At 64.0% G+C, this 16884-nt stretch carries 18 protein-coding genes; 12 read left to right on the plus strand and 6 right to left on the minus strand.

What is annotated here, in order from left to right; all coding sequences use genetic code 11:
* Positions 1–13: 13 nt before the first annotated feature.
* Together KCN53_RS13380 and KCN53_RS13385 are read left to right on the plus strand one after the other, a co-directional pair.
* Complete coding sequence (locus KCN53_RS13380; RefSeq protein ID WP_088713709.1) at positions 14–829, plus strand: peptidyl-prolyl cis-trans isomerase; 816 nt, start codon at positions 14–16, stop codon at positions 827–829.
* A complete protein-coding gene (locus KCN53_RS13385) occupies positions 822–1814 on the plus strand; it encodes a HupE/UreJ family protein (protein WP_088713708.1) in 993 nt (330 codons plus the stop codon). Before KCN53_RS13380 ends, KCN53_RS13385 begins: the two co-directional genes overlap by 8 nt.
* A gap of 24 nt (positions 1815–1838) precedes the next feature.
* On the opposite strand, the gene KCN53_RS13390 is transcribed toward KCN53_RS13385, so the two are convergent.
* From KCN53_RS13390 to KCN53_RS13415, 6 genes are read right to left on the minus strand one after another with little or no spacing between them, the layout of a single operon-like run.
* A complete protein-coding gene (locus tag KCN53_RS13390; RefSeq protein ID WP_088713707.1) occupies positions 1839–2342 on the minus strand; it encodes a hypothetical protein in 504 nt (167 codons plus the stop codon).
* Positions 2339–2815 (minus strand): c-type cytochrome, encoded by a 477-nt coding sequence (locus KCN53_RS13395; protein ID WP_088713706.1) that lies wholly within the window; start codon positions 2813–2815, stop codon positions 2339–2341. The genes KCN53_RS13390 and KCN53_RS13395 overlap by 4 nt, the downstream gene beginning before the upstream one ends.
* Entirely contained in the window at positions 2815–3369 is a 555-nt protein-coding gene (locus KCN53_RS13400) for a methylamine dehydrogenase light chain (protein ID WP_088713705.1), read from the minus strand. Before KCN53_RS13400 ends, KCN53_RS13395 begins: the two co-directional genes overlap by 1 nt.
* A gap of 11 nt (positions 3370–3380) precedes the next feature.
* Positions 3381–3968 (minus strand): thioredoxin domain-containing protein, encoded by a 588-nt coding sequence (locus KCN53_RS13405; RefSeq protein WP_088713704.1) that lies wholly within the window; start codon positions 3966–3968, stop codon positions 3381–3383.
* The gene (locus KCN53_RS13410) at positions 3968–4510 is read right to left on the minus strand and encodes a MauE/DoxX family redox-associated membrane protein (protein ID WP_088713703.1); all 543 of its coding nucleotides are present in this window, start codon (positions 4508–4510) and stop codon (positions 3968–3970) included. The genes KCN53_RS13405 and KCN53_RS13410 overlap by 1 nt, the downstream gene beginning before the upstream one ends.
* Before the next feature lies 1 nt (position 4511).
* Complete coding sequence (locus tag KCN53_RS13415; RefSeq protein WP_172406330.1) at positions 4512–5669, minus strand: amine dehydrogenase large subunit; 1158 nt, start codon at positions 5667–5669, stop codon at positions 4512–4514.
* Between the two features lie 251 nt (positions 5670–5920).
* Here KCN53_RS13415 and KCN53_RS13420 point away from each other — a divergent pair, with 251 nt between their 5' ends.
* From KCN53_RS13420 to KCN53_RS13465, 10 genes are all read left to right on the plus strand, one after another.
* Positions 5921–7384: an agmatinase family protein gene (locus KCN53_RS13420; protein WP_088713701.1), complete on the plus strand. Its 1464-nt coding sequence runs from the start codon at positions 5921–5923 to the stop codon at positions 7382–7384.
* A 243-nt stretch (positions 7385–7627) separates the two neighbouring features.
* Entirely contained in the window at positions 7628–8350 is a 723-nt protein-coding gene (locus KCN53_RS13425; RefSeq protein WP_224199719.1) for an urease accessory protein UreD, read from the plus strand.
* A gap of 1 nt (position 8351) precedes the next feature.
* A complete protein-coding gene (locus KCN53_RS13430) occupies positions 8352–8654 on the plus strand; it encodes an urease subunit gamma (protein ID WP_088713699.1) in 303 nt (100 codons plus the stop codon).
* Positions 8651–8956, plus strand: a complete 306-nt coding sequence (locus tag KCN53_RS13435; protein ID WP_088713698.1) for an urease subunit beta — start codon at positions 8651–8653, stop codon at positions 8954–8956. The genes KCN53_RS13430 and KCN53_RS13435 overlap by 4 nt, the downstream gene beginning before the upstream one ends.
* A 3-nt stretch (positions 8957–8959) precedes the next feature.
* Positions 8960–10672 (plus strand): urease subunit alpha, encoded by a 1713-nt coding sequence (gene ureC, locus KCN53_RS13440; protein ID WP_088713697.1) that lies wholly within the window; start codon positions 8960–8962, stop codon positions 10670–10672.
* Between the two features lie 46 nt (positions 10673–10718).
* Positions 10719–11180: an urease accessory protein UreE gene (ureE, locus tag KCN53_RS13445; RefSeq protein WP_224199721.1), complete on the plus strand. Its 462-nt coding sequence runs from the start codon at positions 10719–10721 to the stop codon at positions 11178–11180.
* On the plus strand, positions 11170–11850 hold the full coding sequence (locus KCN53_RS13450; protein ID WP_088713696.1) for an urease accessory protein UreF: 681 nt from the start codon (positions 11170–11172) through the stop codon (positions 11848–11850). The genes ureE and KCN53_RS13450 overlap by 11 nt, the downstream gene beginning before the upstream one ends.
* Positions 11847–12509, plus strand: a complete 663-nt coding sequence (ureG, locus tag KCN53_RS13455; protein ID WP_088713695.1) for an urease accessory protein UreG — start codon at positions 11847–11849, stop codon at positions 12507–12509. The genes KCN53_RS13450 and ureG overlap by 4 nt, the downstream gene beginning before the upstream one ends.
* Positions 12506–15898 carry a hybrid sensor histidine kinase/response regulator gene (locus KCN53_RS13460; RefSeq protein ID WP_088713694.1) on the plus strand — a complete coding sequence of 1131 codons (3393 nt, stop codon included), beginning with the start codon at positions 12506–12508 and terminating at the stop codon, positions 15896–15898. The genes ureG and KCN53_RS13460 overlap by 4 nt, the downstream gene beginning before the upstream one ends.
* Positions 15891–16802 (plus strand): response regulator transcription factor, encoded by a 912-nt coding sequence (locus KCN53_RS13465; protein ID WP_088713693.1) that lies wholly within the window; start codon positions 15891–15893, stop codon positions 16800–16802. The genes KCN53_RS13460 and KCN53_RS13465 overlap by 8 nt, the downstream gene beginning before the upstream one ends.
* Positions 16803–16884: the final 82 nt, after the last annotated feature.

A 16884-nucleotide genomic window follows, 5' to 3' on the forward strand; every position in this document is an offset into this window, starting at 1 on the left:
CGTGGGGGACAGCATGGCAAACGACGTCGCTCTTCGGGGAAGCGGACTGCGCAAGGTGGGCCGCGATCCGCTCACCCTCTTCTTGGCCGCCGGGTCTCTGGCCTTCCTGATCTTCGTCTGGCTCGAGGACCGTGCCTCCGAGCCGGTGATCTATTCCGAAGCCGTGGAAGCCGCGCTGGTGGAAGAGTTCGAGCTTCTTGCAGGACGTGAAGCCCAGCCGGAGGACATCGCCCGCCTGAAGAAGGATTATCTGACCGACGAGCTACTGTTCCGCGAAGCGATCGACCGCGGCATCTACCTTACCGACAGCCAGATCAAATCGCGCATGGTCGACAAGATGCGGTACCTGATCGCGGGCGCGCCGCAGGAGCCGAGCGACGAGGAGGTCGTGGACTATTATGCCGAGCATCTCGACCAGTATGAGAGCGAGCCCGAAGTCAGTTTCGACCAGGTCTTCTTCGAGGAAGAACCCCGCGAGCCCGAGGCGATCCTGGCGGCGCTTCAGGACGGAGACACGGTTGCCGGCGACGACCTTTGGACCGGTCGTTCCTATCCCGATTACGGCCATTCGATGGTACGCGGGATCTTCGGCCAAGCGTTCCTGGAGGAGGTGGCGCGCATGAAGGAGGACCGCTGGTCCGGCCCGCTCCGGTCGTCGCGCGGCTGGCACTTCGTCCTGAAGACGGGCAGCGCCGAGCGCGGGCTACTGCCCTTCGCCCGGGTGCGGGACCAGGTCCGGCAGGACCTGATGATGTCGCGCACCGAAGATGCCATCGATGGCGAGATTTCCCGATTGCAGGAGAAGTTCGAGGTGCGCAGCGATGTTTAGATATGTGGTTTCCGCCCTGTTTCTGATGCTGTCAGCGGTGCCTGCGCAGGCGGACGTATTCCGGTCGGCAGATTTCACGATGGCGCGCGGCGAAGAAGCGGGAACCTACGAGTTCACGGCCGAAATTCCGCAAGCGGTCGACAACGAACTATCGCCTCTCTGGCCCGACGGGTGCGCGCTGCAATCCTCGAGCCGCCAGTCCATGGGGACGCGCGCCCATTATGGCTTTATCCTGGACTGCGAAACCAGCCTTCGTCCCGGCGACTTGATCGAGACCCCCTGGTCGGTCGACGGCGCAACCTTCTCCTCGAACGTGATGGGGAGCCGCGTTTCGCGCTCGCTGGCAGGGACCTCGGAGGGTGTTTCCGTTCCCGTGGGCGAAGTTGCCGCCGAACCGCGCCCCGTGGACGAGGTCGCGCGCGACTACACGTGGCAGGGCGTCATCCATATCTGGATGGGCTGGGACCACCTCGCCTTCGTGCTGTGCCTTTGCCTGCTGACCCAGGGGCGCCAGCTGCTGTGGCTGGTAACGGCTTTTACGCTGGGTCACTCGGTATCGCTTGCTCTCGCCTTCTTCGAAGTCGTGGACGTGCCCATTCCGCCCGTCGAGGCCGTGATCGCACTGTCGATCGCGTTCATGGCGCGTGAAGCCCTGAAGTCCGATGGACTAAGGGCCGATGCCGGGAGAATGGGGCGCAATCTGACCGTAGTCACGCTGTTCGGGCTGTTGCACGGGCTGGGTTTTGCAAGTGCACTCGGCGAGCTCGGCGTGGTAGCCGGAGAGCGGGTCGCTGGCCTGGTCTTCTTCAATGCAGGGGTAGAAATCGGGCAGCTGGCCTTCGTTGCCGCAGTCGTCGGCATCATGGCGCTCTTGAAGCAGGCGGTATTTCTGCAACCTGTGCGCGTGGCCGCGCTGTACGGCGTCGGGGCGCTTGGGGCCTTCTGGATGGTGGAGCGGGTAGCGGGTTTTCCCTGGTCCATCTGAAGCCCGGCCGGGGGAAGGCGACGGCTAGTCTGCGGAGCCGTAGACCAGCAGCTGTTCGGGCGCGTCGCACCGGTCCACCATCTCGCTGACGACCTTATCGCGGTAAGCAATCAGGGGTTCATCGCCGAGAGGCCGTGTGCGCTGCCGGGCGACCTCCTCGGCAGTAAAGCGCTCAGCGCCAGCGGGGACCGAGCCTTCGCCGAGCTCGAACGCCACGAAGTTCAGAACTTCGGCAAGATCCTCGTCGCTGAGCGGTACGCGCACGACGTTGGGGAGCCGGGCGATATAGTCGCGCCCCGCCGCGGTACAGAGAAACCAGCCGGCGCTGCCGCGCAGGACCGGGACGGAATGAGGCGGCGATACGCCGAGCGTACCGTGACAGCCGCCGCACCGAAGGACGAACTGGGTTTGCGCGGGACCGAAGACGGGGGCGCCGCTGACGGTCGGATCCTTTGCTTTGACGGCCATGACGCCCGGCACCGTCGCCAGAAGTGCTGCGAGCGATACGATTGCGGTACGCGTCTTCATCGCGGAACTCTGCCCTGTTTCGAGAGCGCCTGGCGTAGGGCATGGACGCCGCTTGGGTTCGTCTCTTGCTTGCGAGCCTGCGCAACCTCCTGCGCTGTGAACGGGTCGGTGTCTTCATCGGCCTCCAGACTGGAAACATAGGTCAGCACCGCTGCTATCTCTTCGTCCTTCAAGCGGGCGAAGGGGGGCATGAGACCGGAGATCGTCCGGCCATCGACGGTGATCTTTCCTGTCTGACCGTAAAGAGTTGCGGACAGGAGGAAGTTTCGTCCCTCCGCGTGCATGGCAAGTTTTGCGGCCCTGCCCGCGAGTCTTGGATAAAGGCCCGGCACACCCTTCGCGCCGCTCTGGTGACACATCTGGCAATTGCGCGTGTAGGCGCTCGGCGCCTCCTGCGCGTAAGCTGGAAAACTGCCGGTAACCGAGATCAGGCTGATCAGGGTCGCGGCAGTCCCGGCAATGCGTCCGAGCATCAGCCGGCGACGCCGACGAGCGCCCCGGTCGAGCAGTGATACTGCATGGAGTCGGTTCCGAAGCACCAGATGATCTCGTTATTGCCATGCGGCCGATAGGCGGGCGTTGCCTCGATCGTATTGTCACAGCCGCACCGGCCGCAGCCCGAGGTGCCGCAGCAGTCGCGATAGGCGATCAAATATGATCGCCCGTCGTCCGGATTGCGGCACGTTCCCACCCAAGAGGTCAGCGAGGGCTGTGTGCCTGGCGGGCACTGAGATGACGTTCCTCCGCAACAGGTACAAAGCGAGCCGTCGATGGCGCAGTAACGCCAGTAATTGCATTGGGTATCGTCCTCGGTCTGCGCATTCTTCATGAACTCGTCGAGGACTTCCTCCGAGGGCTGCGACGGCGTCTGCGCATGGGCCTTCCGGTCTATGGGAAGCAGCGGAAATGCCGGCGCCGCAGCCAGGGCGAGTCCGAGACGCGACAGAAGGCTGCGCCGCGACGTGTTGCTGGCGAGTCCGCGGGTCAGACGTTCACTGGCGCGGTCCAGCGGCGATGGTCTGTGCATAACGGTCCCCCTTACGACGCCGCGCCACTGCGCAGATATGCCTGCGCCGACGCGTGACCCATTTCATTTGCGACTGCCAGGCTCTCCAAATGCTCGCGGCTATTCACGAGACCCTTTGCGGCGATGGTGCCGTCGGGCCGGATCAGAACGGCCGAAGGCAGCTTCCCGATATGGTAGGCGAGGCCGACTTCGGCCGAATTCAGGAAGTCGTATCCGGTCATCCGAAAGCGCTCGCGCATGGCGAGATAATCCGTCTGCTCGCCGTCGCCGACGAAGATCAGCTTCAGCTTTTCGGCCCGCGCGGTGACCATCGCGATCGGAATGATCTTCTTGCAGATCGGACAGTCGGGAGCGACGAACAGCAGGAGGAGCGACTGACCGAGATCGTTGGGGGTGCCGATCGTGACCACCTGACCGTCGATCGTTCTTGCCGTGACGGGCGGTGCCAGATCGCCGGGCCTTGGTCCGCCGTCGGCGACAAGCGCCCCCATCGGCGCGATGCGTTCGTGCAGGACGCCGATCTGCCGCGCGAGAGCGGCCACCGCGACGACGAGCAACAGCAAAACGATCCAAAGCAGGAAATTGGAGGCGACCAGCATCAGGCAGGGCCTTTCGTGGCGGTTGGCGGCGCAAGATCGGCGAGGAACGCGGCTGTCCTGATCGCCGCGAACGCGGCGAGGGCGGAGGCCGCAGCGAGCATGTGTCCCCAGGGGCCGACGCTCGGAAGCGGGAGCGCGGCGAGACCGAACAGCCCGGCGAGAGCCAGGTTGCGGCCTACGAGGCCCCAGGCGATGGGTTTGGCGCGGCCCGCAGGGTTGCAGCCGCAATCCAGATCAATTCGCCCCCGCTTCAGGTTTATCGCCATGGCGGCTGCGTAGAGCAGCATGAGTGCGGCGCCCGCTGCAGGTCCTGCCGGCCGTGCGCCGGTCATGAGCGAGACGGCTGCTGCGGCTTCGGTTGCCGGTATGACAAAGGCGGCGACGGGAAAGATGGCTCCTGGAACCAGACGGTAGGCGGCCAGCGCCGACTGCCAGGCCGGCCAGGCGAGAAGCTTCTCCGCGGCGGCGACCAAAAGCATCAGAGCGAGAACGTAGCTCAAGGCCGACAGGAGAAGGGCGAAAATCTCGGCGGAACTATTCATTTCAGAAGCCCGGGACGAGCATCATGCCGGCCCTGCCCATTTCGGGCATTTGGCGGACGATCTTTCCCGTGTCCGGGTCCATGATCCACAACCAGCCGCCGTCGCCCGAGACGTAGAGAAGCGGATCGTCGTCCTGACTGACCGCAATGGCGCGGCCCGACGTTGGCAGGTCGAAGCGCCCCTTCAGGTCCTTCGTATGGGTATCGATCGCCCAGACTTCGATCCCGTGCTCCTTCTGCGTCCAGTGCGTGCCCGTATGCATCAGGACGAAGAGCATGCCGCTGTCCCGGTGAACGGCGAAAGGCCGGCGCCCGCCCGGCCGCCATGTCTCCTGCTCCACATCGGCTTCTGCGGCGGATAGTCCGGCAGCGCGCTGAATGCTCCACGGCTCCGCGAACTGAGGCTCGGCGCCGAGCATGACCGGGTTCACCTGGCCGGAATAGGTAATGAACAGCGCCTCGCCGGTTCGGCGATCGACCGGGCTCTCTTCGAAAACCGGGTCGTTCTCCGCATCGAAGAAGGGAGCGGATGTCACCATGCTGCCCGCGCCTGCGTCGTCGAGCATCACCGTGGCGAGCGCTCCGTCGGCGCATAGCGAGGCAAACCCGTCGTCTCCGAACGGGAAAATCAGCCCGCAGCCGGGAATTTCGACCGTGTTCAGGAAGCGCTTGCCGTCCAGATCGACGACTTGGACCGACGAGGCTGGCTCGAGGTTGAAGACATAGCCAAGGCTGCCATCAGCGCTCGTCGAGAAGAAGGGAATGCGCCCGGAGGCGATCAACCGTCCGGGCAGCTCGATCTCCTCGGTCAGTTCCAGGGTGCGCGCGTCGTAGACCGTGACCATGTCGAACCGCTCGCCGCGGTTCTCCTTCGCCCAGTAGCTTTCCGAGACATAATATTCCTCGTCGTCAGGCGAGAGCGCGAGCACTGGAGCCCGGCCGCCATGAATCGTACCGAGGACCTTTCCCTCATCCGTGTCGACGATGGTGAAACTGCCGCGATTTCCGGCGATATAAAGCCAGTGATCCGTACGGTCCGGAAGGGTAAGTGTACCGCTCGTCTCCGCTTCGAGAACAGGAGGCGGCGCATTCTGGAAGGCTGCGCTTGCAAGTCCGGCCGCCAGTACGGCCGTCAGGCGTGGAATTGATCGAGCCCCCAAAGCACTTCCCCCTGTCCGCCCAAGTCTGCCCGTGTCCGCCCATGTCCGCCCATGTCCGCTCTGCGTTCGCGCACCACGAATAGCCCGGAACCCTGTTACCGAACGATAGCCGGGGAGGGGGCGGCGACACTGGGGCGTTTGACGTAAACTGACGTCCGCGCACCGGCGCCTCGCGCTACGTCGTTCGCCCCATGGCCGGCTGCGGCCTGCCGCTCCAGCACGGGGAGGCTCAGGGAGCGAAGGGGGATCACATGTTTCTATCGCGCGCGGCCGGGCTGCTTCTCGGGGCCGGAATCGTCGGGGCGACCTTTGGCGCTGTTGCGCAGGTCGATGCCCTGCCGGACTGGCTGGAAAGCCGCTCTTCGGAGCTGACGGCGGAACAGCGCGAGTTCCTTGTTAAGCGCCTCGACGGTGGAGACAACAAGGGCCTTGTCCGGCGTTTGAGGACAAAGAATGCCGAGCAGATCGCTGCCTATGTCGAAGGCATGATGACGATCGCGGAAGAGTCGAAATTCGACCCCGAAACGGACATGGCGTCGATTCCGCTGAACACGGAGTCCGACCGGTTCAATTCGTGGAAGGTCCGCCGTCCCAAAGGAATGGATCCCTACCGCGAACCGGGGCCGATCAACCTCAGCTACTATGCAGGCGGGCGCGGCGGCATAAACACCTTCGCCGGGGCACCCGTCGCCGTCTATCCCGAAGACCTGGTGGCCGGCGAGATCGACGTCGCGATTGTCGGAGCGCCGCTCGACATGGGCTCCGGGATGCGCGGGGCGAAGCACGCTCCGTCACGCATGCGGGAGGTCTTCGGCATGGGCGGCGTCGACATGTACACGATGGTCGATCCCAGCGAAGTGCTGAACATCGTCGACTATGGCGACATCGCCATCGACAACATGTCGACCGAACTGAGCATGCATCATGTCAGGGAGCGGGTGGCGGAGATCGCGGAAACCGGGGCGATTCCGTTCATCGTCGGCGGCGATCACAGTCTGGAATATTCCGACATTGCCGGACTGGCCGACGTGCACGGCAAGAAGAGCTTCGGCGTCGTTCACTTCGATTCCCACTATGACGCGGGCAAGGGCGGGAAGCACTACATTACGCACGGCCAGCCGGTGTACCGCGCTGTGAAGGAGGGGCATGTCGATCCGCGCAACTATATCCAGGTCGGCCTTCGCGGGCCTTGGCCGGGAGCCGAAGGCTTCGAATGGATGCGCAACAACGGCATGCGCTACCACACCATGCCGGAGGTCGAGAAAAAGGGCTGGGAGACCGTAATGGAGGACGCGCTTCGCGAAGCGCGCGACAGCGGCAAGGCCATTTATATTTCCTTCGACGTCGATGTGCTCGACCCGGCTTTTGTCCCGGGAACCGGAACGCCCGTCCCCGGCGGCCTGACGATGCGGGAAGCCATTCCCATCGTTCGCCGCCTGTGCGCGGAAAACGAACTCGTCGGCTTCGAGATCGTCGAGGTCGCACCGCTTCTGGATCCCACCTACCGCACAGCGATGAATGCCAATTTCATCGTTCACGCCTGTCTGACGGGCGTGGCCATGCGAAAAGAGGGGATCACGCAGGTTGGCTTCCTCAGCGACCTGACGACCGAGCATATGCAGCCAGGCGCCGGGGAAGCCAGCGCAGACGAGGATCGCGAGGCTGTCGATCCCAGCTATGCCACCGACCGCAAGGGCGCGATCCTCGAACCCTGAGCCGACGCGGCAGCGTCACGTGGTCACGGGTCATTACGTCAAACGCCCCATGGGCCGGCGCGGGGCGAATTGCCCACAGCATAGTGTATGGGGACGGCGACGATCCAGGGGAACGAGCTACTTCCGGCGCAAGCGGTGTCGGCATGCAGGACTTTCGCGCATCAGCGAGTCGATGGTCACTCCCGCGTTCGTTTCGGGAAAGAGGGCGTCAGCGGTCTCTATCAGAGAGCACCCTGCCGCCTGTTGTTTCCTCGCACCGCAGACAGCGCCTGGCCGGAGGCCGTATCGATCACCACAAGCGGCGGTCTGACCGGCGGCGACCGCGTACGGTTCGATATCGACGTCGATGCCGGGGCGGCGGGCACCGTGACGACCCAGGCAGCCGAGAAGCTGTACCGCGTGCTTCCCGACGATGCCGATATCCGCATCGAAACCAATATCAGAATCGCGGCAGGCGGCCGCGCGGAATGGCTGGCGCAGGAAGCTATTGCCTTCGACCGGACAAGGTTCCGGCGACGGGTGACCGCGGACCTGGCCGGCGATGCACGGCTCCTTGCAGCGGAGTCCCTGGTGCTGGGACGCGGCGCGATGGGGGAGACTTTCACTCGCGGTCTGGTCCATGACGCATGGAGAATTCGCCGCGACGGGCGCCTCGTCTGGGCCGATGCTCTTCATCTGGAAGGGGCGGGACTGGCAGACCGGCAAGCACGGTTCCTGTGCGGCTCCGGACAAGCGCTGGCGACCCTTCTCTACGCGGGACCCGACGCCGACTCCCAGCTTTCGGTCGTGCGGGATACCCTCCCGGACGGCCGCGGCGGCGCCACGATCGTGAACGGGCTGCTGATCGCGCGGCTGCTGGACGAGAAGCCGGTACGGATGAAAGCGGACCTGATGCGCGCGGCGAGCGCCCTTCGCGCGGCGGCCTTCGACCGGCCTGCGCGGATGCCTGCAGTGTGGACATGCTGACATGCAACTGACCCCGCGCGAGAAGGACAAGCTGCTCGTGGCGATGGCGGCTAGCGTCGCACGGCGGCGGCTGGAACGCGGCGTGAAGCTGAACCATCCGGAAGCGGTTGCGCTGATCGCCGATCATGTCGTCGAGGGGGCGCGGGACGGGCGAAACGTGGCCGATCTGATGGAAAGCGGCGGCGCCGTCTTGACGCGCGACCAGGTCATGGACGGCATTCCCGAGATGATCGACGAGATCCAGGTGGAGGCGACGTTCCCGGACGGGACGAAACTGGTCACCGTACACAGGCCGATCCGTTGATTCCCGGCGAACTCTTTCCCGCTGATGGCGATATCGAGCTGAACAGAGGCCGCGAGGCCGTCCGCCTGACCGTAGCGAACAGCGGCGACCGGCCGGTACAGGTCGGCAGCCACTATCATTTCGCGGAAACGAACCCCGCCCTGAAGTTTGATCGCCAGGCCGCTCGCGGGATGCGGCTCGACATACCTGCGGGCACCGCCATTCGTTTCGAACCCGGGCAGGAGCGCGAGGTGGCGCTCGTTCCCTATGCGGGCGCCCGGCGGGTCATCGGCTTTCGCGGCGACGTGATGGGGGAGGTCTAGCAGATGCCTGTGAGACTCGACCGCGCCGCCTATGCGGACATGTACGGGCCGACCACGGGCGACCGGGTGCGGCTTGGTGATTCAAGTCTGGTCATCCGTGTCGAGGACGATCGTACGACTTATGGCGAAGAGGTGAAATTCGGCGGCGGAAAGGTGATCCGAGACGGGATGGGCCAGTCGCAGTTGTCGAATGCGGAGGGCGCCGCGGACACGGTGATCACGAATGCCCTGATCGTCGATCATTGGGGCATCGTAAAGGCCGATGTCGCGATTTCGAACGGCCGCATCTCCGGTATTGGCAAGGCCGGCAATCCGGATACGCAGCCGGGCGTCGATATCGTCATTGGCCCGGGCACGGAAATCATCGGCGGCGAAGGCAGCATTCTGACGGCCGGAGGCGTCGACGCCCATATCCATGCAATCTGTCCGCAGCAGGTCGAGGAGGCGCTGACGGCGGGCTTCACGACGCTTCTGGGTGGCGGCACCGGTCCGGCGCATGGCTCGCTTGCCACGACCTGCACGCCCGGTCCCTGGCATATCGGGCGCATGTTGCAGGCGGTGGAAAGCCTGCCCGTCAATTTCGGTCTCTACGGCAAGGGCAACGCCAGCAGCCCGGAGCCCCTGCGGGAAATGGCACGTGCCGGTGTGTGCGGAATGAAACTGCACGAGGACTGGGGCACAACCCCGTCGAGCATCCGCACCTGCCTCGATGTCTGCGACGAAATGGACATTCAGGCCACCATCCATACCGACACGCTGAACGAGAGCGGCTTTGTCGAGAGCACGATCGAGGCGATCGGCGGTCGGACCATTCACGCTTTTCATACGGAGGGTGCGGGCGGCGGCCACGCGCCCGACATCATTCGCGTCGCCGGGCTTCCCAATATCCTGCCGTCATCGACGAACCCGACCCGGCCCTACACCGTGAACACGCTGGAAGAGCATCTCGACATGCTCATGGTGTGCCATCACCTCGATCCGAAAATTCCAGAAGACGTGGCTTTTGCGGAAAGCCGCATCCGCAAGGAGACGATCGCGGCCGAGGACATCCTCCACGACCTCGGTGCCTTTTCCATGATGGCGTCGGATAGCCAGGCAATGGGCCGCGTCGGCGAGACGATCCTTCGCTGCTGGCAGACCGCGGACAAGATGAAGCGGCAGCGCGGCGCTCTCGCCGGCGACGATGCGGAGGCCGACAATGAGCGCGTGAAGCGGTACATCGCGAAGTACACGATCAACCCCGCGATCGCGCATGGCTTTTCTCAGCATGTAGGGTCCGTGGAAGTCGGTAAGCTTGCCGACTTGGTGCTGTGGAAGCCGGCCTTCTTCGCCGTGAAACCGTCGCTGATCCTTAAGGGGGGGAGCATCTCGGCAGCGCCGATGGGCGACCCGAATGCCAGTATCCCCACACCGCAACCGGTTCACTACCGTCCTATGTTCGGACAGTTCGGCCGGGCGGGCGTGGAAAGCGCGGTCCATTTCGTCTCGCAGGCCGGCGTCAAGGCGGATGTTTCGGACATGTTCCACCTTGAACGCGATCTTGTTGCGGTGCACAATGTTCGTTCGGGAGTGGGGAAATCATCGATGATACGCAATGATGCGATGCCGCACATTGAGGTTGATCCGGAAACCTACGAGGTCCGGGCAGACGGCGAACTGCTGACCTGCGAACCTGCCGAGGAGCTGCCCTTTGCGCAGCGCTACTTCCTGTTCTGACATGGCTTCGGACATGACGGGAGCACGTGCGATAGAGGTAAGGAAAGTGTCAAACTGGAGCGGTACGCCAGCAGACGTCGTCGAACTGGAGTTCGATGATCGGCACCGTCGGCGTATTCGCCTGCAAGGACGAGACGGGCTCAGCTTCCTGCTTGATCTGCCAAAAGCGGCCATACTGGAACATGGCGACGCGTTGCTTCTAAACGATGGTCGCCTGGTCGCGGTGGCTGCTGCGGCGGAACGAGTCATGGATGCGCGGGCGGGCTCGCCGCGTGAACTCGCGCGGCTGGCCTGGCATGTCGGCAACAGGCATTTGCCTGCAGAAATTCACGCCGACCGTATCCGGCTGCGCTACGATCACGTCATCGCCGCGATGCTGCGCGGCCTTGGTGCAGCCGTCGATGAGCTGGATGGACCCTTTGCGCCGGAGCCCGGTGCCTATGCCGGGCACGGCGGCTCCCATTCGCATGGCCACCACGGTCACGGAGAGGCGGCCCATGCGCACTGACGCTGCTCTTCACCGCCTGCTTGCGTGGACGTCTCCGGCTTATCCGGTCGGCGCCTTTACCTACAGTCACGGCCTCGAAACGGCTGTCGAAACTGGCGAAATAGCGTCTGCGGAGGACGCGGCGAGCTACATCAGGGCGGTCATCGAACATGGCAGCGGCTGGGTGGATGCGGTGCTGTTTGCCCATAGCTGGCGCAGTGTGGACGACGAGGACGCCGTCGATGAGCTCGCCGAACTGGCAGCGGCCTTTCGGGGGAGCAGGGAGACCGCTTTGGAATGCCATCAGCAGGGCCGCGCCTTTCTTGCGGTCACGCGGAAGGCTTGGCCGCATACGCTGCTGGACAGCTTCGCTGAGCGACATGCCGACCGTCCGATGGCTCAGCCCGTAATTATGGGGCTTGCCGCTGCAGTTCATGGCGTGCCCCTGGTGCCTGCACTTGCCGCATTTCTTCACGGCACGGCGGCAAACCTCGTGTCTGCGGCTGTCAGGCTGGTCCCGCTTGGCCAGACCGACGGGCAGATCGTTACGGCGGACCTCGCACCGGTCATAGACCGCATCTGCACCCGCGCTCAGGCGACGGATCTCGACGATCTGGGGACGGCGGCGCCGCGCGTCGAGCTGGCCTCCCTACACCACGAAACACTCTATACGAGGCTCTTTCGATCATGAATGACCTTGCCCCCGATCGGCATCCCCGGACTTCCGAAGCCGGACCGCTCCGCGTGGGGATCGGCGGTCCCGTTGGGTCCGGGAAGACGGCGCTGACGGACCGCCTTTGCAAGGCGATGCGAACGCGCTTCAATGTCGCTGCCATCACCAACGACATCTACACGCGCGAGGATGCCGAATTCCTGACGCGTTCGGGCGCTCTCGACCCCGCCCGGATCATGGGCGTCGAGACCGGGGGCTGCCCCCACACGGCGATCCGGGAAGATGCCAGCATCAACCTCGCCGCGGTCGAGGACATGGCGTCGCGCTTTCCCGGGCTGGAACTGGTTTTCATAGAAAGCGGCGGCGACAATCTCGCGGCGACGTTCAGTCCTGAACTCGCCGACCTGACGATCTATGTCATCGACGTGTCCGCAGGGGACAAGATCCCGCGAAAGGGAGGTCCGGGGATCACGCGGTCGGATCTCCTCATCATAAACAAGACGGACCTTGCACCCCTCGTGGGAGCCTCCCTCGACGTCATGGACCGCGACGCACGTAAGATGCGCGGAGAGAGGCCCTTCCTGTTCACCAATCTGAAGGCCGGGGAGGGCACGGAGGAGATCGTCGCCTTCATCGAACGTATGGGCGGCCTGGATACGGTGCCGGCACGGGAATGACGGTCCGCGCAGCGATCTTTCCGGAAAAACGGTCCTACAACAAATGGGCCGCGAGCGAGACGCTCGAGGACTATGCGCTGCGCTACACTGCGGATTCCGCGCGCCGTTGGAGCATTGCACGGGTCGCCAATACAGCGATCGGGGCCACCGCCTTCCTGGCTTGCGAAGCGCTGGGGGCCAGCATCACGCTGAGCTTCGGGTTTGCCAACAGCGTCACGGCTATCCTGGCCGCCAGCCTGATCATGTTCGTGATCGGCCTTCCCATCGCCTACTATGCGGCCCGCGAGGGTCTGGATATCGACTTGCTGACCCGCGGGGCGGGCTTCGGCTATCTCGGATCGACGATCACCTCGCTGATCTACGCCACCTTCACTTTCCTGTTGTTCGCCATAGAGGCCAGCATCATGTCGGTGGCGCTGGTCGCCCTGACGGCGATGCCGCTTTCGCTGGCCTATCTCCTAAGCGCCCTCGTGATTTTGCCCATTGCCTTCTACGGAATGAGGGCGATCACGCGCTTCCAGGCCTATTCGCAGCCGATCTGGATCGTGGTCCAGCTGCTGCCGATCATCTATCTGCTGACGCTGGACACTTCCGACCTCGATCAGTGGTTCGCGTTCGACCCGGGCGGGGAGGGGGAGATCTCCCTGGTCTATGTCGGCCTTGCCATGTCGACGCTGCTATCCCTCCTGCCGCAGATCGGAGAGCAAGCCGATTATCTGCGCTTCCTTCCGCAGCGGCGGCCGGGAAATGGCGTGCGCTGGTGGACGGCGCTGCTTCTGGCGGGCCCCGGCTGGACGCTGATCGGCGCGCTGAAGCTGCTCGTCGGTTCATGCCTCGCCGTACTCGCGCTGCAAATGGGCGTGATGGCGCCCGGCGCCGAGGACCCTACGGGGATGTTCCTCGCCTTCTTCGAGCGGATCGGCACCGACAGCAGGGCAGCGCTGCTCGTGACCGCTCTCTTCGTCATCGTCTGCCAGATGAAGATCAACGTCACCAATGCCTATGCAGGGTCCATTGCCTGGTCGAACTTCTTCTCCCGGCTGACACATAGCCACCCCGGGCGGGTCGTGTGGCTCGTGTTCAACGTGCTCCTGGCGCTTCTGCTGATGCTGATCGGCATTTTCGATGTGATCCACGGAGTGCTGGTGTTCTTCGCCAATCTCGCGGCCGGGTGGCTTGGCGCGCTCGCTGCGGACCTGATGGTGTCCAAGCCCCTCGGCCTGTCGCCGCGCCGCGTCGAATTCAAGCGGGCGCACCTTTACGACATAAATCCGGTGGGTATCGGCGCCATGACGCTGTCGATCGCGGTATCGAGCGCCGCCCTGGGCGGCATGTTCGGGGAAGTCGTCCGCGCCTTTGCACCGGCCATCGGACTAGCCACGGCATTCGTCGCCGCGCCGGCCATCGCTCTGATCACTCACGGCCGATATTATATCGCGCGCCAGTCCACGCTGTCCGAGGACGCGGAGAATGCCGTCTGCGTCATCTGCGAGAACAGGTTTCAGGCGGCGGACATGGCAGGCTGCCCCCTATATAGCGGTCCGATCTGCTCGCTCTGCTGCACGCTGGAAGCAAAGTGTCACGACGTCTGCAAGGACGGTAGCAGGCTGGACGAGCAGGTCGTCCGCCTGAGCGAACATGTGCTGCCAGGCTGGGCGTCGAAATATGTGCACACGAACATAGGCCATTTCGCCCTTCTGCATGGCTTCTTTTGCGCCGTCGTCGGGGCGGTTCTCTATGCGATTTATCTCTGGTGGACCCGCGAGGCCGCCGCGGCTGCGCCCTATCTCGGCGGTGCGCTGGCTGCGGTCTTCACCGTGTTCGTCCTGCTGTCGGGGGTAGCCGCCTGGCTGATCGTGCTCGCTCATGACAGCCGACGCTCTGCAGAGCGGGAAACGGGTCTCCACCTCGAAAGCCTGAGCGAGGAGATCGCCGCGCATGAGGCGACAGATGTCGAACTGCAAAGGGCGAAGGGCGCGGCGGAAGCGGCGAACGAAGCGAAGAGCCGTTACCTGACCAGCGTCAGCCATGAGATCCGCTCGCCGCTGAATTCAATCTACGGTTACGCCCAGCTGCTGGAGCGCGACCGAGAGTTGCCTCCTCAGGAGGCCGCCCAGGTCATTCGCCGCAGCTGCGAGCATCTGACCAACATGGTCGATGGCCTGCTGGACATTTCGCAGGTGGAAAGCGGAGTGCTCCGCCTTAGCCGCGACCTGGTAAACCTGCCCCTTCTTGCCGACGAAATCGCGGACATGTTCGCGCCTCAGGCCGAAGCGAAGGGGGTGACATTCCTTCGTGATATTCCTGCCGCGCTGCCAGATCAGGTGCATACCGACCGCAAGCGCCTCCGGCAGATTCTGATCAACCTGTGCTCGAATGCAGTGAAGTTCACCGAACGGGGAAGCGTTTCTCTGCGCGTGACTCACCGCAGCGAGATCGCGACGTTCGAGATATCGGACACGGGCCTCGGTATCGGCAGCGAGGATTTGAAACGCATTTTCGAACCGTTCGACCGCGGCGGCAATCCCGCGACGCTGGAGTTTCAGGGTATCGGGCTCGGTCTCGCGATCACGCAGGCTCTCGTCCAGATCATGGGCGGCGAAATGACGGTGCGCAGCGAGCCCGGCGCGGGGACGACATTCACCGTGAAGCTGATGCTCTCGAAAGCCGAAGGCGGCGAACCTGTTCGCAGCCGCAGCCGCGCCACAGGCTATTCAGGACCGCGAAAGCGGGTTCTGATCGCCGACGACAGCAGGGCGCAGCTGCGGGTTCTTGCCTCCCTGCTTCGGCCGCTGGGTTTCGAGGTTTCCACCTTCGATGCGCCGTTGGCAGCGCTCGAGGCCGCCCGGCGAGAGCCGCCCGACCTGGCACTGCTGGACATATCGATGCCCGGTCTCGATGGCTGGCAGCTTGCGTCGGGCCTTCGGGCGCAGCTCTCGGACCAGGTGAAGATCGTTATGGTCTCCGCAAACGCGCACGAACTGGGCAGTTTCGGCAGCAATCCTGCCGTGCACGACGCGTTCCTCGCAAAACCGGTGGATCTCGATCTGCTCCTCGATCTCATCGGAAGGCAACTCGGGGTGTCCTGGACCTATGCCTCCGGGATTCAGGCAGCGGCCACCGACGAGAAGGCGCTGGACCTGTCAGTTCCAAGCGCATGCGCCGGAGCCGAGGAAGACGAGTTGCCACCTCGGGCGGGCGCCTATCTGCAGGAAATCCTCGAGCTCAGCCGGATCGGTCATGTGCGGCGCGTAGAGGCCGCGATCGCGACCATGGAGGCGGCGTTACCGGAAAGCGCGAAAATGACCGCCCGCTTGCGCACCCACCTGGAGCAATTCGACTTCACCGGCCTGGCGAAAACCCTCGAAGCGGAGCTTTCAAATGCTTGATACCGCCCGGCGAAACCGCGTCCTCATCGTTGACGACAGCGCCGATGCACTCCGCTTCCTGACCGCCACAATCGAGCGCACGGGTGCCGAAGTCTTGCTGGCGAAAAGCGGCAATGCAGCATTGCAGGTTCTTGAGCGGATCCAGCCGGACCTCATTCTGATGGATGCTCTGATGCCCGGCCTCGACGGCTTCGAAACGACCGAAAGAATCAAGGCCAACCCGGTAAACGAGAATATTCCCGTAATCTTCATGACCGGACTTACCGATCCCAAGCACGCGGTGCGTGCACTGGGCGCGGGCGGGGTCGACTACGTCCGAAAGCCCATCGACGTGGAGGAGCTGCTCGCGCGGGTCGAGGTTCACCTTGGAAACGCCCGCAACGTGCAGAGGAATGCCCACGCCCTCAACGCGCTGGGCCGACTTCTCATCGCCGTCGATGCGGACGGAAACCTGAAATGGACCACGTCCCACGCCGATGAGCTGCTTGATGAACTCGGTCGTCAGGACAGGGAAAGCCTGCCGCAGCCCGTGTGGCAGGCGGTTACGAGACTTGTCGAAGGAGGAACGCCAAGCCCTCGCAAATCGATGCGCGTCGAATTGGCGGGAGGCGCCATTGAACTGCAATATGTGGATCGCGGACAGGACGGCGAGCTGCTGATCCGCCTGTCCGATCTGCGGGAAGATGCGGTTACGGCGCTGTTGCAGGGGCGGCATGCGCTCACTCACCGCGAAGCCGAAGTGCTCTTGTGGATCAGCTATGGAAAGCCGAACCGGGTGATTAGCGAAATTCTCGAGATCAGCCCGCGTACGGTGAACAAGCATCTGGAGCAGGTGTTCGCGAAACTGGGCGTAGAGACACGCTCCGCTGCCGCCGCCATCGCCGTGAAGACGATCTCCGAATAGGCTCCCTACGCGCTGACGGTCCGGGGCTGATAAACGAAAGGGGGGAGCGGCCATGGCCGCTCCCCCCTGTCGTCTCCAGCTC

Source organism: Pacificimonas aurantium, assembly GCF_020092905.1.
Taxonomy (GTDB): Bacteria; Pseudomonadota; Alphaproteobacteria; order Sphingomonadales; family Sphingomonadaceae; genus Pacificimonas; species Pacificimonas aurantium.